Origin of the sequence: Paenibacillus sp. MZ03-122A, assembly GCF_024213325.1 — a bacterium.
GTDB classification, from domain to species: Bacteria; Bacillota; Bacilli; order Paenibacillales; family Paenibacillaceae; genus Paenibacillus; species Paenibacillus polymyxa_B.
Map to the genome: position 1 here is coordinate 1 of NZ_JANAVI010000003.1, position 20,475 is coordinate 20,475.

Annotated in this window: 18 protein-coding genes and 1 other annotated feature; of the genes, 13 read left to right on the forward strand and 5 right to left on the reverse strand. The window is 44.5% G+C overall.

The genetic code is table 11. The features are described 5' to 3' along the window. Positions 1-203 precede the first annotated feature (203 nt). Entirely contained in the window at positions 204-740 is a 537-nt protein-coding gene (locus NLX74_RS07120; RefSeq protein WP_023989335.1) for a type 1 glutamine amidotransferase domain-containing protein, read from the reverse strand. A gap of 338 nt (positions 741-1,078) precedes the next feature. On the opposite strand from NLX74_RS07120, the gene NLX74_RS07125 reads away from it, so the two are divergent. The 4 genes from NLX74_RS07125 (at position 1,079) to NLX74_RS07140 (ending at position 3,895) form a co-directional block, all read left to right on the forward strand. Beyond that, positions 1,079-1,525: a hypothetical protein gene (locus tag NLX74_RS07125; protein ID WP_165177404.1), complete on the forward strand. Its 447-nt coding sequence runs from the start codon at positions 1,079-1,081 to the stop codon at positions 1,523-1,525. Between the two features lie 101 nt (positions 1,526-1,626). Next, on the forward strand, positions 1,627-1,968 hold the full coding sequence (gene ytxJ, locus NLX74_RS07130) for a bacillithiol system redox-active protein YtxJ (protein WP_061828995.1): 342 nt from the start codon (positions 1,627-1,629) through the stop codon (positions 1,966-1,968). A 106-nt stretch (positions 1,969-2,074) separates the two neighbouring features. Further along, complete coding sequence (gene ccpA, locus NLX74_RS07135; protein WP_061828996.1) at positions 2,075-3,082, forward strand: catabolite control protein A; 1,008 nt, start codon at positions 2,075-2,077, stop codon at positions 3,080-3,082. 114 nt (positions 3,083-3,196) lie between these two features. Next, a complete protein-coding gene (locus NLX74_RS07140; RefSeq protein WP_061828997.1) occupies positions 3,197-3,895 on the forward strand; it encodes a 5'-methylthioadenosine/adenosylhomocysteine nucleosidase in 699 nt (232 codons plus the stop codon). 12 nt (positions 3,896-3,907) lie between these two features. Here NLX74_RS07140 and NLX74_RS07145 read toward each other — a convergent pair whose 3' ends face one another. Next, positions 3,908-4,540, reverse strand: coding sequence for a GNAT family N-acetyltransferase (locus tag NLX74_RS07145; RefSeq protein WP_254328343.1), 633 nt, complete (start codon positions 4,538-4,540; stop codon positions 3,908-3,910). A gap of 239 nt (positions 4,541-4,779) precedes the next feature. On the opposite strand from NLX74_RS07145, the gene acsA reads away from it, so the two are divergent. Next, a complete protein-coding gene (gene acsA / locus NLX74_RS07150) occupies positions 4,780-6,495 on the forward strand; it encodes an acetate--CoA ligase (protein ID WP_254328344.1) in 1,716 nt (571 codons plus the stop codon). Positions 6,496-6,618: 123 nt separating this feature from the next. Here acsA and NLX74_RS07155 read toward each other — a convergent pair whose 3' ends face one another. Next, complete coding sequence (locus tag NLX74_RS07155; RefSeq protein WP_254328345.1) at positions 6,619-9,642, reverse strand: transglycosylase domain-containing protein; 3,024 nt, start codon at positions 9,640-9,642, stop codon at positions 6,619-6,621. A 135-nt stretch (positions 9,643-9,777) separates the two neighbouring features. Further along, positions 9,778-10,044 (forward strand) — a binding site (T-box leader). 66 nt (positions 10,045-10,110) lie between these two features. On the opposite strand from NLX74_RS07155, the gene tyrS reads away from it, so the two are divergent. Both tyrS and NLX74_RS07165 read left to right on the forward strand, forming a co-directional pair. Beyond that, positions 10,111-11,364 carry a tyrosine--tRNA ligase gene (gene tyrS, locus NLX74_RS07160; RefSeq protein ID WP_165177396.1) on the forward strand — a complete coding sequence of 418 codons (1,254 nt, stop codon included), beginning with the start codon at positions 10,111-10,113 and terminating at the stop codon, positions 11,362-11,364. A 202-nt stretch (positions 11,365-11,566) separates the two neighbouring features. Then, positions 11,567-12,436, forward strand: coding sequence for an AraC family transcriptional regulator (locus NLX74_RS07165; protein ID WP_254328346.1), 870 nt, complete (start codon positions 11,567-11,569; stop codon positions 12,434-12,436). A 77-nt stretch (positions 12,437-12,513) separates the two neighbouring features. Here the strand turns inward: NLX74_RS07165 and rpsD are convergent, their stop codons facing one another. Next, positions 12,514-13,113 carry a 30S ribosomal protein S4 gene (gene rpsD, locus NLX74_RS07170; protein ID WP_061829003.1) on the reverse strand — a complete coding sequence of 200 codons (600 nt, stop codon included), beginning with the start codon at positions 13,111-13,113 and terminating at the stop codon, positions 12,514-12,516. Positions 13,114-13,549: 436 nt separating this feature from the next. On the opposite strand from rpsD, the gene NLX74_RS07175 reads away from it, so the two are divergent. The 5 genes from NLX74_RS07175 (at position 13,550) to NLX74_RS07195 (ending at position 18,534) form a co-directional block, all read left to right on the forward strand. After that, positions 13,550-15,535: a sensor domain-containing diguanylate cyclase gene (locus tag NLX74_RS07175; RefSeq protein ID WP_254328347.1), complete on the forward strand. Its 1,986-nt coding sequence runs from the start codon at positions 13,550-13,552 to the stop codon at positions 15,533-15,535. A 218-nt stretch (positions 15,536-15,753) separates the two neighbouring features. Continuing rightward, positions 15,754-16,578, forward strand: a complete 825-nt coding sequence (locus NLX74_RS07180) for a hypothetical protein (RefSeq protein WP_254328595.1) — start codon at positions 15,754-15,756, stop codon at positions 16,576-16,578. Positions 16,579-16,654: 76 nt separating this feature from the next. Continuing rightward, positions 16,655-17,770, forward strand: a complete 1,116-nt coding sequence (locus NLX74_RS07185) for an aminopeptidase (protein ID WP_013310916.1) — start codon at positions 16,655-16,657, stop codon at positions 17,768-17,770. An 89-nt stretch (positions 17,771-17,859) separates the two neighbouring features. Beyond that, positions 17,860-18,102, forward strand: coding sequence for an HPr family phosphocarrier protein (locus tag NLX74_RS07190; RefSeq protein ID WP_013310915.1), 243 nt, complete (start codon positions 17,860-17,862; stop codon positions 18,100-18,102). A gap of 141 nt (positions 18,103-18,243) precedes the next feature. Then, positions 18,244-18,534, forward strand: a complete 291-nt coding sequence (locus tag NLX74_RS07195) for an Fpa/YlaN family protein (protein ID WP_007431028.1) — start codon at positions 18,244-18,246, stop codon at positions 18,532-18,534. A 142-nt stretch (positions 18,535-18,676) separates the two neighbouring features. Here NLX74_RS07195 and cax read toward each other — a convergent pair whose 3' ends face one another. Further along, positions 18,677-19,747 carry a calcium/proton exchanger gene (gene cax / locus NLX74_RS07200; protein ID WP_069289890.1) on the reverse strand — a complete coding sequence of 357 codons (1,071 nt, stop codon included), beginning with the start codon at positions 19,745-19,747 and terminating at the stop codon, positions 18,677-18,679. 192 nt (positions 19,748-19,939) lie between these two features. On the opposite strand from cax, the gene NLX74_RS07205 reads away from it, so the two are divergent. Next, positions 19,940-20,305 (forward strand): Asp23/Gls24 family envelope stress response protein, encoded by a 366-nt coding sequence (locus NLX74_RS07205; RefSeq protein ID WP_235309494.1) that lies wholly within the window; start codon positions 19,940-19,942, stop codon positions 20,303-20,305. Positions 20,306-20,475: the final 170 nt, after the last annotated feature.

A 20,475-nucleotide genomic window follows, 5' to 3' on the forward strand; every position in this document is an offset into this window, starting at 1 on the left:
CCGGTAGATTACAGGCGACTGGCTGCTTAAACTTGAAAGGTGTTTTGATCCCTGTCTCACAAACGGGGGTCAGTCCCATGGTTTTGAAGGTTCTTTTTTTCATCTTGTTGACAACCTCTTGTTTATGGAAAATTCATAATTAGCAATTATCCTGATTCCATTAGATTGGGTTATTCAAGCCCTGAGTGTCAGGACTTATTCTCTTATTTCCGGGTGTTATCTGCTAACAAATCGCAGAACGCTTTTCCGTAAGGTGGAAGATCAGGCGGCCGACGAGCAGATACAATATGTCCATCCGTTACAACTGCCTCATCCTTCCAAATAGCTCCTGCATTCTCCATATCATCACGAATACCTGGTGTGGAGGTTACCGTAACACCATCCAAAATTTTAGCAGAGATCAGTACCCAGCCTGCATGGCAGATTTGCCCAATCGGCTTATGAGCAGCATGAAACTCCTGTACGAGTTGAATTACTTTGGGATAGCGGCGCAGTTTATCAGGTGCCCAACCGCCAGGGACGAGAATCCCGTCATAATCACTGCTATTCAGTTCCTCAAAGGCATATTCCGCTTCAGCAGGTACGCCATATTTTCCAATATATTTTTTACCCTTTTCCGCACCGGCTAAATGCACTTCTGCGCCTTCTTCACGAACACGGTAAATCGGATACCACAGCTCCAGATCCTCGAATTCCTCATCCACTAGGGCGATAACCTTTTTTCCAGCAAGTCTTGACATCCAACCATCCTTTCGTGCGTCACATGATGACACCTCTGTTTTGTAATCTGTACTTTTACATCTTAAGAAAAAGAACGCCCGAAGTCCATTCCTTCGCAGATTCTTATGTTAGTAGTCTGCTCTTTGACAGCAATTGTCGTCATTTTCTGACTCGCCAAAGCTTTGGTAATTTGTTCATAGCTGCAATCTGTGGAAGGATTTGAGGTCCCAAAGTCGAAATAAAACAAGGTATGATAGATTTAATGGAGTTAACAAATATTTATTAGACTAGTAGATAGATATATTTGGATTCTGACGAGATCCTCGTATAGTTTGATCCTACGTAATGAGGTGGTTAAATGCATAAGCAATGTCAATGTGGCAAACCGATGGGACTGGAACTGCGAAAGGTAATCTATGCGGGCAAGGTTGAAATTTTGCACGTCCCTGTATTCTCATGCTCGTCATGCTTTTCCAGTGAGGTTTTGCAGCATGTGACGAAAGACATTAAGGCACTATTACAAAGTCTAGGGAGCAAACCTACGGCACGGAGAATATCTTTTGCTCGCAACAATGAACTGGCAGAAATCATTCGCAAGCTTGTACTGGAGGAAGCGGACAATCCCAATGTGGATTGGCAATCTGCTTTGGAGGAGCGGATGGAGCTTCGAATTAATCTCTTATTGGATCTTTATCGCTATGCGAGAAGTCTGGGAGACGAAGATTGGATGAATGATGTAGAGAGAAAATTGGTTCAATTATCCGGTTTTACCAGTGAATCGGTATTTACGAATACAAAAAACTAAAAAATATGAAAATTTTCATGGTCACCATTGGATTTTACATGTTCTTTTTGTTACGATGAGAATAGGCCATACGACAAGACACAGAAAGGAATGTATATCCAATGGCGACGATGACAAAAATGACTACTGTTCAACAATTAAATACGGCTCTGGAAGCGTCATCAGACAAGCCGTTGCTTCTCTTTAAACATAGCACACGTTGTCCGATAAGTGCAGGCGCATATCAGGAAGTGGAGTCCTATTTGCATGGCGCTCCCAACGAAAATATTGAATACGGTATCATTTATGTAGTAGAAGATCGGCCGGTGTCCAATGAAACCGCGGACAGGCTTCAGGTGAAGCATGAATCCCCGCAGGCCATTTTAATCAAGGACGGAGAGGCTGTTTGGCATACATCCCATTCGAATATTACAGCCCGTGCACTCCACGATCATCTCACATAGATAAATGTGTGCTGTCGTTGCATAAAGTAGTATTTTGTCGTATCATGGTTCTAATTAGTTGATCTAGGATTCGGTTGAAAATTTATTGGCAATGGAGAGAAGGAATGTGACGGTAACGATCTATGATGTAGCTCGCGAAGCTGGTGTCTCAATGGCCACAGTGTCCCGCGTAGTTAACAATAATCCTAATGTGAAACCTCAGACCCGCAAGAAAGTGTACGAAGCGATTGAACAATTGGGATATCGTCCAAATGCGGTCGCTAGAGGTCTGGCCAGCAAGAAGACAACGACCGTCGGCGTGGTTATACCGGATATATCGAACTCAATTTTTGCAGAAATTGCGCGCGGTATTGAAGATATAGCGAATATGTATCACTATAATATTATTTTGTGTAATGCCGACAAGCGAAAAGAAAAAGAGATTCGTGTCATCAACACATTGCTTGAAAAGCAAGTGGATGGTCTTCTGTTCATGGGTGGTACAGTAACGGACGAGCATATTCAGGCGTTCCATACAGCTGCGGTCCCTATTGTTCTATGTGCAACGAGTGATGAAAAAGGAAGCTATCCTTCGGTCGATATCGACCATGAAGCCGCTGCTTATGATGCAGTAAACACGTTGATCCGCCATGGACACCGTCAAATCGCAATGATCAGTGGTACTCTTCAAGACCCTGCAAACGGCTATGCACGTTTCCAAGGTTACAAGAGAGCACTGGAAACAGCCGGAATTGATTATCAGGAGGATCTCGTGCGAATCGGGAACTACCGTTATGAATCCGGTGTCGAGGCAATGAAATATTTTCTCGGCCTAAAGAAGAAGCCAAGTGCGATTTTTGCTGCTACGGATGAGATGGCAATTGGTGCGATCCACAGTATTCAGGATGAGGGATTGAAAGTTCCTGATGATTTTTCGGTAATCAGTGTCGACAATATTCGTATGGCCTCTATGGTTCGTCCTCAGCTGACAACCGTCGCGCAACCGATGTACGATTTGGGTGCGGTAGCGATGCGTTTGCTGACCAAGCTGATGAAAAAGGAAAACGTGGAGAACCCTCGCGTTATTTTGCCGCATGAAACTATTTTGCGGTTGTCAGTTAATTATTTAGACTAGACGCAGTGCTGAATAGGATATACCTTCGATGAAAGCTCCTTTGATGGAGCTTTTTTCGCGGATATAAAGCTTCTTATGGACATCATCATCAAACCAAGAATAGAGGGATGCGTAATGAGCCGACTTTACGGATTAATGGGTGCTATGGATGAAGAAATTGAATTGCTGCTGGCAGCGATGACGGAAGCAAGCAAGACGGTCAAGGCTGGAATCACGTACACTACAGGAATCATTCACGGGCAAAGAGTCGTTGTCTGCAAATCCGGTGTAGGCAAGGTTAATGCTGCGGTAACAACACAAATCCTGATTGATCATTTTGGTGTGGAACAGATTATATTTACGGGAGTGGCAGGGGCCGTTCATCCCGATTTAAACATTGGGGATATTGTCATCTCATCAACATGTATGCAGCATGATATGGATGTAACGCCTTTGGGTTATGCCAGAGGAGTCATTCCTTATCAGGACACCTCAGAGTTTGTAGCTGATCCTGAGCTTGTAAGTCTAGCTGAGCAAGCCTGCAAATCATTTGGCGATCGTTATATTGTCGGCAAGGTACTTTCTGGCGATCAATTTGTTGCAAGTCGTGAGTTAGTGACTGCATTGCATCAGGAAATGGACGGTGCTTGTACCGAAATGGAAGGTGCAGCTGTGGCTCAGACAGCTCATATGAACGCTGTGCCTTATGTTGTCCTACGGTCTATGTCAGATAAGGCTGATGGATCGGCTCACGTTAATTATGCTGAATTTACGGTAGAAGCTTCACATCGTTCGCATCGTATTGTGGAGTTCATGCTCAAGCATTTGGGCTAATGGTATAATTTTTTAATACATGAATCTTCGGACAAACCGGATATGGTCAAACTGCTCCTGTGATGCAAGGGGCACATCCTTTCCCATTCGTACCATCAGACAGTTAGCAGGATGTGAACATATTTCAGGATCATCAGTGGCGTACCAGACCATATCTACAGTTTTCATCAGACGTTCCATCATGCGGCGGTATTCCCACACAGAGAGACCGCTGCCTTTTAAATCCCAATGCCAATAGTATTCGGTCGTAAAAATAATATAGGATTCAAGCTGGCCGTCCTCAAAGGCAATCCGAATCATTCGGCTACCCAGGCCCAGACCACGATAGTCATCGGCTACCTCAACAGCTCCAAGTTCCAGTAAATCCTTCATGCCAGCTTCCGACCAGCGCTCCATCTCATCTGGGTAATGAAAAGTAACATATCCCAGGAGAGTTTCCCCGTTGTGGGCAATGATAATTCTGCCTTCTGGCAGTTCCGAAATATCCACTAATGCTTCGAACTGTTCCTTTGGTTTGCGAAAGGCATCTAATTGCTTGTGCATTTGAAATGAACGCAGTTGATCCGCGGATACGGGGCCTTCTACATAGATTGTTTGTCCGTTATGATCCAGCGTATCCAAGTGGTACAGTTTTAAATGCTGCATGCGTACGCCCTCCTTGTTCGCCATAAGCTCGTTCCTCATATCCCCTACTTATAGCAAAAAAACAATTAAATGAAAAGGATGGTCGTCACATCCTGACCTATGATATACTGTTTTAGACATAAAATGTTCACAATTTAAATCAATCAGTAAACCAAAGAACTTCATCTGCTTTATTGATTTTGTAAGCGTTATCTTGTTCTGTGTGATTCTCATTAATCTATTGTGAGGAGGCTGAACGTATGAAGTTTGAAGAACTCCAGACTGTAGTTCCCACATCCAACATGGGCCCGTATGAACAAGCTTACAACAACTTTCAGTGGGAAGATGCAGAGCGTCATTTTACGTGGTATGAAACAGGCAAGGTAAATATGGCACATGAAGCCATTGATCGACATGTGCAGGAAGGACGAGGGGAGAAAGCGGCACTATTGTATTGTGACGCAAACCGTCATGAAACCTACACCTTCTCTCAGCTTCGTGCTAGCTCTAACAGGTTCGGAAATGTGCTTCGCAAATACGGTATTGGTAAAGGGGAGCGGGTGTTTATTTTCATGCCGCGTTCACCCGAGCTGGTTATTAGTTTACTTGGTGTTCTAAAGGTAGGGGCTGTTGTCGGTCCATTGTTTGAGGCGTTTATGGAAACTGCGGTTAAGGATCGATTGGAGGATAGTGGGGCAGTAGCATTAGTGACCACACCTGCGCTTCTGTCACGGGTAAAACGTGAGGAGCTTCCTGAGCTGCGACATATTTTTGTGGTTGGTGATATGGATGAACGCGAGCAGGGAATTATCGATTTTGAAACAGAAATGCTCACATCCTCAGAGGAACTTGAGCCAGAATGGTTGAATCGTGAAGATGGATTAATTATTCACTATACATCAGGCTCAACAGGCAAGCCCAAAGGCGTGTATCATGTGCAAAATGCAATGATTCAGCATTACTATACTGGGAGAATGGTGCTGGATTTGCGGGAAGATGATGTGTATTGGTGTACTGCTGATCCTGGCTGGGTCACGGGAACATCATACGGTATTTTTGCTCCATGGCTAAATGGAGCGACGAATGTCATTCGTGGGGGGCGTTTCAGCCCGGAAGACTGGTACCGCACGATTGAGCGTCACGAAGTGACCATATGGTATAGTGCTCCTACAGCGTTTCGGATGCTGATGAGCGCAGGGGAGCAGGTTGTTTCCAAATATGATCTTAGCAGTCTGCGGCATGTTTTATCCGTTGGGGAACCGCTGAATCCAGAAGTGGTGCGATGGGGATGGCAAGTGTATACACAACGCATTCATGATACTTGGTGGATGACAGAAACAGGAGCACAGTTGATCTGTAATTACCCTGAGCTGCCGATTAAGCCAGGTTCGATGGGAAAGCCACTCCCAGGTATCCAGGCTGCTATTTTGGACGACAGAGGGCAGGTGTTGCCTCCTAACCGGATGGGCCACTTGGCGATCCGTACACCATGGCCATCCATGATGAATCGTATATGGAACAATCCGAACAAGTTTCAGGGATATTTCCGCTTTCCTGGTTGGTATGTATCGGGTGATTCAGCTTACATGGATGAGGACGGATATTTCTGGTTTCAGGGTAGGATTGATGATGTCATTAACTCCTCCGGGGAGCGCATCGGCCCTTTTGAGGTGGAGAGCAAGCTTCTGGAGCATCCTGCTGTAGCGGAAGCCGGAGTTATTGGAAAACCAGATACCGTGCGGGGAGAGATTATCAAAGCTTTTGTTGCACTGCGTGAAGGCTATGCACCGTCTGAAGCTTTAAAGCAGGACATCTATCGCTTCGTTAAGGAAGGGCTGTCTGCTCATGCTGCTCCACGCGAAATTGAGTTTAAGGAAAAGTTACCCAAAACCCGTTCCGGTAAAATTATGAGACGCGTGTTGAAAGCCTGGGAGCTTAACCTTCCTACAGGTGACTTATCCACCATAGAGGATTGAAGTGCTCTGCATATTAGAATTAAAAAAGGGAGTCTCCAAAGCCTTAATGGCTAAGGGGACTCCCTTTTTGTTAGGGCGAATCTCATCTTCACCCAACCTATCACTTTCTGCTTTTGTCTTCAGTTATGGACGGACGGCTCCGGAAGGAGCCGATTCCCCCATGGCATTCATGGAAGTGACACGAAACCAACCTTTTAGCTTTTTCCCTGACTTATATTCAAAGCTGGTAGATGCGGTAGAGCCTATGTTTGTAAAAGGCTCCGCACCGTTTTCGCTGTAATACACGTTATAGCCTGTAATAGTGTCCGCAGATTTACCTGCGCTCCATTGGAGCGCTACGGATGAGCCAGCGGCTTTAGCTTGAGGCTGTCCAGGGGCAGTAGGAACCTCTGTAGGCTGCGCACCTGTTCCATCTCCCTCGCCCGGAACGTTTGGAGACTCAGAATCTGCAGGTGGCACCACAGGTGCTGCGCTTGCTTTCGTGCTTGGCCCGGACTCATGACCGCCCACATCAACGGCAGTCACGTAGTAGCTGGAGCTGCTGCCTCCAGGGCTGTCAGAGAACACCTTGGAGCTGTCAGCCATAACGACCTTGCCAAGCCGTTGGAAGCTACCCCCATCTGTAGAACGATACAGACGGTATCCTACGACGTCGCTGTTTCCGCTTGGGCTAAAGCTGATTATGGCTTTACCGTCACTATAGCTTACGTTGACGCTAGATGGAGCGTTAGGAGCTGCTCCATCGTCCTTGCGTGGATCAATCTGAGTAGGAGCTTCCTTATCTGCATCCTGAGGCAGATAATAGGACAACGAGTTATGTCGTCTCATCACCTTAAAGGCTTGCTGAAGCTCTTTAATCAATTCTGAGATTGACTTTTCCCGTTTCCTAACGGTCCGTTCATATAACATATCATCCGGTGTACCATCGCGTGGAATATAATTCACACCTTGGTAGGTAATATATTTCGCACGGCTCACACCATTTTCACTGTTTTTAGGTGGATACTTACTGTTATAAATGTCCGAACCATACGCGGATGCTGTACGGCTTACAATGCCGTCAGGTCTCTTGAAGTTGTCCGTTTGGAACAGCTGAGCATCTTTAGCTGTTACTTCATTCATGATTAGAGCCCATAAGCGGCGAGCCCGCTCTTTTTGGACTTTCGTTTCAAGCTTATTAACAGGTTGCTTGTAACCAACCCATACACCTAGTGTGACGTCAGGCGTAAAGCCCTCGAACCAAACATCAGTGTAGGATTGCGTAGTGCCTGTCTTGCCGGCAATCGGAATCTTACCGGATTGATCAAAGTTCCGCTTCACCAGTCTGCCTGTGCCTTCCGACACGGCTGTACGCAACATATCTGTCATCAGGTAGGCGGTTTGCGGTGAGAAGGCCTGCACAGGATTAGGCTGATGCTTATATACAATATTGCCTTGCGAATCCACAATCTTTTCGATCATATAGGCATCATTAAACACACCGCCATTTGGAATGGCTCCATATGCATTCGTGAGTTCCTCGACGGTCACCCCGTGGGCTAAACCGCCAAGTACACCCGTTTGGGCGTTGTTATCACTAGATTCCAAGGTGGTAATACCCAGTTTTTTAGCAAAAGCCCAAGCATTGCTAATCCCTACTTTTTCGTTAAACAGCTTGAGTGCTATCGTATTTAGCGATTGATTCAGTGCATAACGCGCCGTGACCAATCCTTGATAGCGGTTGTTAGAATTTTTCGGAATGTGATATCCATTACTGCCATCTTTCAAAATAATAGGGGCATCATCCACGATACTACCAGGCTGCACAAGACCGCTGTCCAATGCAGGGAGATAGGCAGCAATCGGTTTCATTGCCGAACCCGGCTGACGTACCATCTGGGTGGCATAATTCATCTGCTCCTTTTGGAAGTCCCGACCTTCCATCATTCCAAGAATGGCGCCTGTTTTATGCTGAATCAGAATAGCCGCTGCTTGTTCGTCACCCTTGGTTTTACTAGTGGCAGAGAAGTTGTTTTTATTTTCTGCAATTTGACGCATAGATTTGTATACGCTCTTATCAATGGTGGTGTACACCATATAACCGCCTGTGCGAAGCTGCTGTTCGGCTTCTTTGAGTAAATCGTTATCATCCTTGGTCTTGGTATCTGCACTGGCATTAGCTGCTTGACCCGGATTGGTGACAGACATGAGTGCCTGCGCAGCTTGTCGTTCTGTTTCCATCATAAGGTATGGATAGGTGTTATAAGCTTTAACAGTGCGTGGTGCGAGAGATTTTTTGATATCAAAAGCCATCGCTTCATCATACTGTGCTTTATTGATTTTGTTCTCCTCCAGCATTCGACTGAGTACCAGGTGCTGGCGGTTGATGGCTCTTTTAAAGCCAGCTTCATTAAACTCACCCTTACCGTTGAAAGCAGAATAAGAAGAAGGAAGCTGTGGCAAACCTGCTAGATAGGCAGCCTGGGCTATATTAAGCTCGTTCAGATCATTCTCATTAAAGATACCTTTGGCCGCTGCTTTAATGCCAAAGACGTTGTAACCGCTTGAACCATTACCAAAAGGTACTTTATTGAGATAGGCCGTAATAATTTGTTGCTTGCTTAGGAAGCGCTCAAGGCGCAGAGAAAGCAAAATTTCTTTGACCTTGCGGTCATCCGTGCGATCGAGATTTAGAAAGACACGACGTGCAAGCTGCTGGGTGAGGGTACTACCCCCGGTTTGTACGGATTCATGCAGCGCCTTTTGCTTCACAGCACGCAGCGTTCCCGACAGATCGACACCTTTATGCTCGTAAAAATGATTATCTTCAATGGCAATGACTGCGTCAATGACGAGTTGTGGAATCTCCTTAAACGTGACAGGTCTTCGATCTTCTTCTGTCCGAAGTTGTCCGATGGGAGAGCCATCATTGAAATAAGCGAAGCCTGTGATTGCATTCTTATCTACTTCCTGTAGGATCATGGATCTGGAACGCACGGGTTCGCTTTTTACAATAGAAGCAACATAGCCGGCGGCGGCTCCTCCTGCAAATAGTGCCCCCATAAAACCGATGATGACGACCCACTTTATGACACGGCCGAGCCTTCGCATGGTTGTCCGCAAGCGGGAAGGCTTTGGCTCTGATACATTGTTTTTTTCTTCAACCATTAAGTCTTCCTCCTTTATAACAGCCATTATTATAGCATAAAATTACAAAATGAACCCATATGCTAAAAAGCCTGTCTTTTGGTGTCGTTGACTACATAAAAGCAGTGTGGTATAAATAGGTCAAAGTAAATATCGTGAAAAGCAGAGAAAGACTTCAGTAGAAGGCGGATTCACGTTGTACAGAGAGCCGATGGGTGGTGTGAATCGGTAGCGTCCCTCCTTTGAATTACCGTCTGGAGCTGTCTGGATGAATGGAAAGCATTTGCAGATTTGCGAAGCTGCCATAGTAATCCAGTACCGGGTGTAGGCCCGTTATAGGAATGAAGTGAAAGAAATGTCTGTCTTTGACATGCGTTTCTTTAATTAGGGTGGTAACGCGAGCAGCTCCTTCTCGTCCCTTGGGATGAAAGGGGCTTTTTGGTTTGTCTAATATGTAATATTTTGGATGAAAAATAGGGGGTATACAGCATGAAGTGGGAAGAATTGAAGCCGGAGCAACAGGTAGAGGTCGAGCGACAGCTAGAGGTGATACGTCGTGGAGTAGCGGAAATTGTACCTGAGGATGAGCTGAAGCGTAAGGTTATTAAATCGGTCGTTAGCGGCGAGCCACTCAAAATTAAGCTGGGTCTTGATCCATCTGCGCCTGACATTCACATCGGACATACGGTTGTTATGCACAAACTGCGCCAGTTCCAGGAATTAGGCCATCAAGTGCAACTGATTATCGGAGATTTTACGGGAAGAATTGGTGATCCGACAGGTAAATCGGAGACTCGCAAGCAACTGACTGAGGAAGATGTACAGCGTAATGCACAAACGTACAAGGAACAAATTTTTAAAATTCTCGATCCTGAAAAAACAAAGGTATTCTACAATTCCGAATGGTTAGGGCCAATGTCTTTTGCTGATGTAGTAACCCTGTCGGCCAAAGTAACGGTTGCCCGTATGTTGGAACGGGATGATTTTACAAAAAGGTACCAAAACGGATTGCCGATCAGCATCCATGAGTTCTTTTACCCGCTGATGCAGGGCATGGATTCCGTGGCTCTCCAAAGCGATATTGAATTGGGGGGGACGGATCAGAAGTTTAATCTGCTAATGGGCAGAACCCTGCAAAAAGAATACGGAGTTGAGCCGCAGGCTACGATTACATTACCATTGCTTGAAGGGCTGGATGGCGTCCAGAAGATGAGCAAAAGTTTGGGGAACTACATTGGTGTTGATGAGGAGCCGAACGAAATATACGGTAAGTCCATGTCCGTTCCTGACGAGCTGATGCTGAAATATTTTGAGCTTGCAACGGATATCAACAACGAGGAGCTGGCAGAGCTGGCGAAAGGTGTTAAGGACGGCTCAGTGCATCCACGTGATGCCAAAATGAAGCTGGCTGGAACGTTAGTGCGCATGTACCATGGTGAAGAAGCAGAGGAAGCAGCGAAGCAGCATTTTGTGACCGTATTCCAGCAACGTGCGCTGCCTGATGATATTGAAGAGTTCACCTTGACGGCTGATCAGTTAGAAGAAGGTGGCATTCGTGTGATCCAGTTGCTGACTCATCTGGGCTTTGCAGCATCTAACGGTGAAGCCAAGCGCAGTATTCAGCAGGGTTCGGTCAAAATTAACGAAGAGAAATGGACCGATGTGAACGAAGCATACACGCCGAAGGAAGGCGACATTGTGCAGGTAGGTAAACGGAAATTTGCTAAAATCAAGCTTGGATAATGAAAATATATTTAAAAGCAGCGCTGGAGATTGTATCGATCTCAGCGCTGCTTTTTTATTTCTGCAAAGTGAAAAGTCATGGTAAACTTAGCACAAATAATCAAACATGTAGGTAAAGAGTTATACATAATGAAAACGTGGGTTGCACAATTTGGGTGTAGGATCGATAACCAAAACAATTACAAGTGCGGGGAAGGATTATATGGACTATTTTAAACGAATTCAATGTGCGATTGAGTTTATTGAATTGAATCTCCGTGAGGATCTAAAAATTGCCGATATTGCTTCACAGGCATGCTTTTCAGCTTTTCATTTCCAGCGGGTTTTTCAGGCCATTTCGGGTTTTACGGTTCAACAATATATAAGAAGGAGAAGATTGTCCGAGGCGGCTGAACAGCTAAAACAATCCAATCCAAAAGTGTTGGACGTTGCTATTGAGTATCAGTACAACTCACAAGAGGCTTTTACCCGCGCTTTTGAAAAGAATTTTGGGATCACCCCTGGGAAGTATCGTAACGGTGATATTGAGCTTCCTGGGCAAAGTAAAATCAATTTTCTGGATTACCAAAAAAATACGATGGGGGATTTGGATGTGAATAAGCCGGTGATATTGCAGCTCGAAACGGTCAAAATTGTAGGATATGAATATAAAACAAACCTGAATAATGAGCAGCACTATAAAGAAATCCCAGGATTTTATGGACACTTTGGAACAAATGAATATTTTATGTGTATCCCGAACAAAATTGCACCGGGAATGTCATATGGGGTTGCCTGTCGATTTGAAGACAACGGTGCATTTTCATTTGTGGTGGGCGAGGCAGTTGAAAAAGAGTCAAAAGAACTGGCAGAGGGTTTCATATATATTGAGATTCCAGCAGGGAAATATGCTGAGTTTGACGCTTCGGGTTCAGATGGACGGGTTCAGAATATACGAGACTTTATCTATGGCACATGGCTTCCTAATTCTAATTTTGAACGGAGGGAGGGGCCTGATTTTGAAATTACGGACGTGATGAATTCCTCCTATCCAGATCATTTGAGTATGAAGGTATACATCCCCATTGAATAAAACCCTCAGGCTCGATGCATAGAGAATATAAAAAAGCACCCGAATAAATTCGGGTGCTTTTGGTGCTAATGCAAGGCTTAGCGGTTGTAGAATTCGACGATTTGTTTTTCATCGATATCTTGGGACAATTCGCCACGCTCAGGCAAACGAATGAATTTACCTTCCAGAGCTGCGTCATTGTACTCCAGGTAAGCTGCCAAGTGGTTGCGGTTTTCCAAAGCTTCTTTGATGGAAGACAGGGAACGACTTCTTTCACGAAGACCGATCACGTCGCCAGGGCTTACTTGGTAAGAAGCGATGTCAACTTTTTTACCGTTCACAGTAACGTGACCGTGAGCTACCAATTGACGTGCGCCTGCACGGGAATTAGCAAAGCCAAGACGGAATACAAGGTTGTCCAGACGGCTTTCCAGCAAGAACATAAAGTTTTCACCAGCGATACCGTGCATGTGTTGAGCTTTGTTGAACAGGGTACGGAATTGTTTTTCACCCAAGCCGTACATGTGACGCAGCTTTTGTTTCTCTTGAAGCTGCATACCGTAGTTGCTGATTTTTCTCCGTTGGTTTGCACCATGTTGTCCCGGAGGGAAAGGGCGTTTCAATTCTTTACCTGTGCCGCTCAGGGAAATACCGAGACGACGGCTCAATTTAAATTTAGGACCAGTGTAACGTGCCATTATAGAGTTAACTCCTTCATAATTAAAATTTGAGTTGGGGCTCTCTTTGCGCTCCAATTTGTTCGGCGCTACCTATTAAGGTAAGACGCACTACTGACAGAAAAGTTCAGCCGCTGTCCTGTCAGCAACAAAAAAGATGAGGGTGACACAAACTGTTACGCCCAAAATTTAAGATCCGCACAGTAGATAGTTCTGCCGTACAGTCTTTTTCAATAATATATACTATATGTAAGACTAGGTCAATGTCAAGAAGAGAAAAAGAATGAAAACGTCAAAATTTGTCGATAGGGCTTTAGAACTAAAAAAGTGGGACGAATTTCTGAAAAATGGATGCAAATTTCTAAAGTTGAGAGTAAAATAGATCATATTATGAGCTATAGTGGTGTATAGCCGCTGTCTTGGTACAGCTAACTTTGCTGTGAAGGAGCGCCTTAATATGTCGGAATTTTCAACAACGGATCAGCAAATGCTTGACAGTAAAACAGTCCAGGCTAGCGGTGCTCCGCTGTTTGATGATAAAGGATATACGTCTTTTGCCTGGCTCCAGAACATGGATATGACACCCTATGATTTCCCCTATATTAATCAGCTTCTTGTCCAAGGATATCGGAGTTGGTTACAGCAGAGCAATGGTATATCTTGGATTAACGAAGAGTATACTGCTGTTTTTAATTTTATAGGTGTTCGTGTTGCTGGTAGGGAAGAAGATGATGACGAGGATTTGGATTTGGTCGAACGTTGTTGCATATCTAGAGAGATGGAAGTGAGCCAGCGCAAACTTCGTGATGGAAGCCTTGCGTTTGTGTATATGGTTCCCATACTATGCCGTAATTATAAGAGGGAGCCCTTTGCCGCTCTTCGTTTTACACAGCCTGTTCAACATTCTGTCTCAAATCAGGACACATTGTTAGTAGCTGCTTTACATTTTAAATCCTGCTTTTACTCGAAGTTTGAGTACATATTTATGGAAGATATCCTTGGGATGCAGAATCGAAGCGATCGTGAAGGTAGACGCCGTTCTATTTTATTTCAGATTGTAAAACGGATGCATGACAAAATTGACGTGGAAGGCGTGCTGGATGAGGTATTCGGGAGCATCGCCTATTTGTTTCCCCATGTAGATATCACCTTGTACATGAGTCAGGATCGACACAGTCGCAATCCGCAGGTCAAACCTTTGCTGCTGCATGAACGGAATGAAGATGTATGCGTTCGTGCATTTATGAAAGGGCAAATGGCTGTGAACGAGCCTGTCGGTACACAAGATGAAATAACTGAAATCGCCATCCCATTACGTGGCAAGCAGGGTGTATACGGTGTTTTCCATATGATTCTTCCATCGGGTGCGGATAGTATGAAAAAAGTGGATGTAGAGCTGATTGCCATGATGGCGGATACGGCTGGTACTGCATTTGAAAATGCGAAGCTGCTTGAGCAATCGAATGTACTTATCCATGAATTGCGTCTCATTAATGAACTGGTTCAGCGCTTGAATCAGAGCCTGAAGTTAAATGAAATATTTGAATTTGCCGTGCAGGAGTTATTAAAAATGTTCATGGCGGACTTTTGTTGTATTGTACAGCTTGATCAGGATGGAAATTGTTTTAAAGTCATGTCGAGTAATGTGGAAAGCTTAAGACTGGAAAGTTACCCTCTTGAAGATGGATTTGCAGGGCTGATACGCTTAACAGGAGAACCAGTGATTGTGTCGGACTATAGAAAGGATGGAAAGATATCCTCTCATTTTATGGATGCGACAGACTCCCAGTCTTTGATGGCTGTACCTATGAAGACCAGCGATACTCCTAAAGGGGTTATACTATTGTCCAGCAAGCTTCCACACTTTTTCTCTTACGATAATTACAAAATGCTGCAAATGCTAGCCCCTCATATCGGATTGGCGGTAACCAATGCTATGCTGCACGCTGAAGTGCGGCGATTGGCTAATATGGATATGTTAACAGGTCTGTATGTACGTCACTATGTGGACCAAATCATTCAGCAACATCAGGAAAAGGATTTCTGTGGATCTCTTATTTTGGTAGATATTGATCAATTTAAACAGGTGAATGATACGCATGGGCATCAGACGGGTGACGAAATTTTGATAAGTGTCAGCAATATCGTTCGTTCGGCGACTCGCGATGAGGATGTATGTGCAAGATGGGGCGGCGAGGAGCTTGCCATTTATTTACCGCAGCTGGGGGTTCAGCAGGCGCTCGAATATGCAGAAAAAATACGTTACCGTGTGCAGCATGAAACCGAGCCTCAGGTGACTGTTTCTTGTGGGATTGCTGAATGGAACTGGCTGGATGAGCAGATCAGTATTGAATCTTTATTTTATAGGGCTGATATGGCCTTGTACGAAGCGAAAAATGAAGGACGCAATCGAATAGTTGTTGATCATGTAGCCAATGTGTAGAGAATATTCCATAGGGAATGTTCTCTTTTTGTCTTGCATAACCCATTGCAGACAGGTAATCCTAAACGTAGCTATATCGTGTGTATGATTGAATTATAGGGAAAACACGATAAAGTGAACCAGGTAGCATAACTGCCTTGAAGCAGGCTTATTGCTCATGAGTACAGTTATGTTCAGGATAGGATGGATGATGGATGTATTGGAGAAAGCAATGGGTGATGCAGGTTTGTGTGTTCCTTGTAATAGGTGTGTTAAGTGGTTGTGCACTGGATCGACAATATACTCCTGAGCAGATTTTTAAGAGAGCTGTTGCAGGAATGGCCGGCAAAGAGATGGTAACGTTTACTGGACGAACTGCAATTAGAGCTGACAGTGGTCTGCCGACGAATAAGCAGTTTGAATATCGCGGTAGGCTAAGAAATCACGATGAATTGACCATGCACTGGGGCTCTGCAGTGGCTTTTCGTAAGCAAGGTGGCTACGCAGCTCTGCAACAAGGTAAGTCCGAGGATGATGTTACACAAGAACGTTTTCTTCGTCAGAGTGGAAAATGGGTTGCGCTGACATCCGGTTATCCCCCTCTGGTTAGAAATGGTATGTTAAATCGCTTTAATCCGATTCAGGAGCTTGAGGAATTAAATACACTGAATAAGAGCATTCGTATGGAAACGGGAGCTGCCCGGGGAACTTGGGTGTTGAGGATTGAACCGGAATCTGCTTCGGCAAAGCGCTGGTTGAAAGATCGTTTAATAAAAGAAATGAATACTTTAAACCCTCAAATCGGGATATTAAAAACGCAGCATACAGGAACGAATCGAGAACTGCAAAAGAAGTTGAGCCAAATATGGGCACAAAGTTGTGAGGATATGAGCAACCAGCTGGAGCAATCCATTGTGCGTACTGTGTATCATCTGACCATAGATCGCCAAACAGGTTTACCCTTAAAGCTTTCATCGGAATGCAGGATTTCCCGACAGGGAGCGAATGAAGAACTGCATCAAGAGGCTTTGATAACCAGAGTTACTTTTAAGGACTACAAGTAACGTGGCGGGCATGATACAATGAATTTTGAATTAACCATTGTTCAAAAAGAATGAAATAGAAAAGGAGAGACACTACATGAAAGATCCTAGAATACTAAAACTGGCGGAAAATCTGGTCGGTTACTCTGTTGAAGTGCAGCCTGGAGAAAATGTATTGATCGAAATGATTGGAACAGAGCGCGACTTGCTTAACGCCATCATTCATGAAGTTGGTAAAAAAGGTGGAAATGTTTTTGTACAACTTACAGACCGTAAGGTACAGAGCGCCATGCTTCGTCACGCGACAAAGGAGATGCTGGAGACCTGGGCTGAGATTGACCTTAACCGGATGAAGCAAATGCACTGCTACATCGGAATTCGTGCAGGTGAAAATGTAAATGACCTGTCAGATGTGCCGGAAGATAAAATGAAAATGTATAATTCCATTTATCAGCATGCGGTACATAGCGAACAACGGGTGAAACACACTAAATGGGTAGTGCTGCGTTATCCGAATGACAGCATGGCTCAATTGGCGAATATCAGCACAGAAGCGTTCGAAGATTTTTATTTCGATGTGTGTAATCTGGATTATGCAAAAATGGACAAAGCTCAAGATGCATTGGCAGACCTGATGAATCGGACGGACAAGGTACGAATCAGCGGACCGGGTACGGATTTGAATTTCTCTATTAAGCAAATCGGAGCTATCAAGTGTTCAGGTCAATGCAATATCCCGGATGGCGAAGTATACAGCGCGCCTGTACGTGATTCCGTTAACGGAACTATCAGCTATAATGCACAAACCCTGTATAATGGTATTACTTTTGAAAATGTTAAATTCCGTTTTGAAAATGGTAAGATCGTGGAAGCGACGAGTAACGATACGAAGCGGCTAAATGATATTCTCGATTCTGACGAGGGAGCACGTTATATTGGCGAGTTTGCCATCGGATTTAATCCGCACATTTTACATCCAATGAAGGATATTTTGTTTGACGAGAAAATCGCCGGCAGCTTGCATTTTACACCGGGTCAAGCTTATGAAACAGCGGATAACGGTAATCGTTCATCGATCCACTGGGATTTGGTGTTGATTCAGCGTCCAGAATATGGCGGTGGTGAAATTTATTTTGACGATGTTTTGATTCGTAAAGACGGCATCTTTGTACTGCCTGAGCTGGAGCCATTAAACCCTGAGAATTTAAAATAACGATATCCGTTCTTGCTGAGAAAGCGATTTCAATGTATTATTATGGGTGAGTAACGATACATGACAATTCAGTAAAGCGAGGGATCTCTATGTCCAATAATAACGCGGCGGTTGTTGAAATTGCACAGACGGCGAGCAAGTTCACCTCTTCCATCGTCCTTCATTCCGAAAATAAGTATATTGATGTGAAAAGTATACTGGGCTTGTTTACGACCCTAGTCAGCAGCCATAGCTATGAACTACACGTTCATGGACCAGATGCGGAGGAAGCTAAGAAAGCGATCATCGAGGTATTCGAGAAGCACGGACTTCATATTTCAGTAGCCAGCTAACTTTATTCTTGAAGCAAAAGCATCCCTACCTGTAACTGTAGGGATGCTTTTTTTGTCAGGTTCTTGTATTAGCCTGCAATTTGGTCTAATATTAAGGATAGGACGTCTTGTGCGACATTGAGACATAGGGGGGAAGAATCCATGACTTCATCTGATTTGCAGGAACAATTGAATATCAAGGCTATTAATCTGCTTCAGGAAGATGCAGATAAAATAAAGAAGCTTATTGAAGTACAGATGGAGAATTTGGCAACCCGTTATTGCCCTCTCTATGAGGAAGTGCTGGATACTCAGATGTACGGATTTTCCAAGGAAGTGGATTTTGCGGTTCGCGCTGGACTTCTTCCAGAAATGGTAGGTAAACAGCTGGTCAGTGAGCTGGAACGCAATCTGGCTATTCTATATGAGGCCATGAATAATAAGGCCAATTAGGAAGACGGTTGAATTGATGAGAGCATGCGGAGTTTGAGAGCATGCTTTTTTTGATGCCTTTTTTTAAAAAAAATGTTCCTTTAGGATGGCAAAAGCGCCTCGCCCTTCCACCATCCTAATGCACATTTTAAAACCTTTAAAGCTACACAAGGAAGAAGGATACACCTAACAATACATACACTACCAGTAGCATGAGTCCCTCATACCAGTTGGTTGAGCCGTCCTGGGTGATGGATTTGGCGATAAATACAGCGACAGCAATGGCGACCAGCTCAATAGTGGTGAAAACAATATTCATCGTGTTTCCCATAAAGTAACTGACAAAAATCAGCACAGGGGCAACAAATAGTGCAATTTGCAAACTGCTGCCGACAGCTATTTCGACCGATGCACCAATTTTGTTTTTCATCGCCAGTAAAATAGCAGCGCTATGTTCTGCTGCATTACCAATAATAGCGACGAGGAAGGCACCTACGAACAATTCGCTGAGCCCAAATTGGGTCGTAAACACCTCCAGTGTACCTACCAGCCATTCGCTGACAAAAGCGACCATGACGGTAGCGAGTACCAAATAGGCAATGGATTTGTTTCTGGACCACACAGGGGCATGCTCATGTGGCAATTCTTCATCTTTTTGTTCGGTCACGTCAGCTAAATAGTCCTTATGCGTAATCATAGAGAAAATAAGCCACGCAATATACGCGACAATGAGCGTGCCTGCGACAATCAGGCTGAGCGTATCTGATTCGTTATCCGTGATAACGTGTGTGTTCAGAAAGACAGCTGGAACGAACAAGGCAATAACAGCCACAATCATCAGAGAACCACTTAATCCAGCCAGCGATATATTGAAATTTTGCACTTTGTACTTCAAACCGCCTGCGAACAGACTTGCTCCGAGCACCAGCAGCAGATTACCGATGATGGAACCGGTAAGACTGGCCTTTACCATATCGTAAAGACCTTCTTTAACGAGAAAGATGGCGATGATCAGTTCGGCTGCGTTACCAAAGGTGGCATTTAAGAACCCACCTAGACGTTGGCCAGCATAATGCGCGACACTTTCGGTCGCCCTGCCGAGAAAACCGGCTACGAATACAACAGAAATTGCACAAATGACAAATTGGGCTATTGCATTCCAATGGGTGTAATGAGCGACTGCGCTAAGAGCAAATGTCGCTATGAGCAAAGCGGGAGATAACCATTTTTTCAATGAAGAGCACCTCGATATCAATAGATGTGTACAAGTTTGGCGAAAGCTGTCACTTGTATGGATTTTCTAAATTAATATACCCAAAATGATATAGGTTGTAAACGAAAGTTGTTTTTCATACGTAGGGTTTGCATTTGGAGTGGCTGAGGCTTTACAATACAAATAAAGGATGGATGAAGGGGGACATAGGTCATGGCAGAGCAAATTCAACAACTGGAAGCAGGAAACATCAAGATTTCCAACGATGTCGTAGGTAAAATTGCCGGGATGGCCGCATTAGAGACACCGGGCATTGCTGCAATGTCAGGCGGTTTATCGGAAGGCTGGGCCAAAAGGCTGAGCGGTAAAAATGTACAAAAAGGCGTATCAGTGGAGGTTGGACAGCTGGAAGCTGCCATTGATCTACGTATTGTCGTGCTCTACGAAACACCTATTCATGAGGTATCCCGAATTCTTCAGCAAAATGTGCGAGAAGCCGTCGAAAGTATGACGGGTTTGCGGGTTGTGGAAGTGAACGTAAAAGTGGAAGGTGTCGCGTTCAAGGACGACGCAGTGTAAAAGAATCAGGAACCGACAAATTGATGTTTTTAACCAATTGTATACATGTCGGGAAATTCCGTGGGATAACCCGAATAAAAACACGAAAACTGGTGGTTATAGAATCGCCAGTTTTCGTTTTGTGAATCAACAGTATAGCCATTTTTGCAGAGGGCTCTCGTATTTTATAC

What these genes read in the sequence shown, in the direction of transcription:
- NLX74_RS07120 (WP_023989335.1), bottom strand. Translation starts at nt 740, where the DNA reads ATGTCAAGACTTGCTGGAAAAAAGGTTATCGCCCTAGTGGATGAGGAA.
- NLX74_RS07125 (WP_165177404.1), top strand. Translation starts at nt 1,079, where the DNA reads ATGCATAAGCAATGTCAATGTGGCAAACCGATGGGACTGGAACTGCGA.
- ytxJ (WP_061828995.1), top strand. Translation starts at nt 1,627, where the DNA reads ATGGCGACGATGACAAAAATGACTACTGTTCAACAATTAAATACGGCT.
- NLX74_RS07140 (WP_061828997.1), top strand. Translation starts at nt 3,197, where the DNA reads ATGAGCCGACTTTACGGATTAATGGGTGCTATGGATGAAGAAATTGAA.
- NLX74_RS07145 (WP_254328343.1), bottom strand. Translation starts at nt 4,540, where the DNA reads ATGCAGCATTTAAAACTGTACCACTTGGATACGCTGGATCATAACGGA.
- acsA (WP_254328344.1), top strand. Translation starts at nt 4,780, where the DNA reads ATGAAGTTTGAAGAACTCCAGACTGTAGTTCCCACATCCAACATGGGC.
- NLX74_RS07155 (WP_254328345.1), bottom strand. Translation starts at nt 9,642, where the DNA reads ATGGTTGAAGAAAAAAACAATGTATCAGAGCCAAAGCCTTCCCGCTTG.
- tyrS (WP_165177396.1), top strand. Translation starts at nt 10,111, where the DNA reads ATGAAGTGGGAAGAATTGAAGCCGGAGCAACAGGTAGAGGTCGAGCGA.
- NLX74_RS07165 (WP_254328346.1), top strand. Translation starts at nt 11,567, where the DNA reads ATGGACTATTTTAAACGAATTCAATGTGCGATTGAGTTTATTGAATTG.
- rpsD (WP_061829003.1), bottom strand. Translation starts at nt 13,113, where the DNA reads ATGGCACGTTACACTGGTCCTAAATTTAAATTGAGCCGTCGTCTCGGT.
- NLX74_RS07175 (WP_254328347.1), top strand. Translation starts at nt 13,550, where the DNA reads ATGTCGGAATTTTCAACAACGGATCAGCAAATGCTTGACAGTAAAACA.
- NLX74_RS07180 (WP_254328595.1), top strand. Translation starts at nt 15,754, where the DNA reads ATGCAGGTTTGTGTGTTCCTTGTAATAGGTGTGTTAAGTGGTTGTGCA.
- NLX74_RS07185 (WP_013310916.1), top strand. Translation starts at nt 16,655, where the DNA reads ATGAAAGATCCTAGAATACTAAAACTGGCGGAAAATCTGGTCGGTTAC.
- NLX74_RS07190 (WP_013310915.1), top strand. Translation starts at nt 17,860, where the DNA reads ATGTCCAATAATAACGCGGCGGTTGTTGAAATTGCACAGACGGCGAGC.
- NLX74_RS07195 (WP_007431028.1), top strand. Translation starts at nt 18,244, where the DNA reads ATGACTTCATCTGATTTGCAGGAACAATTGAATATCAAGGCTATTAAT.
- NLX74_RS07205 (WP_235309494.1), top strand. Translation starts at nt 19,940, where the DNA reads ATGGCAGAGCAAATTCAACAACTGGAAGCAGGAAACATCAAGATTTCC.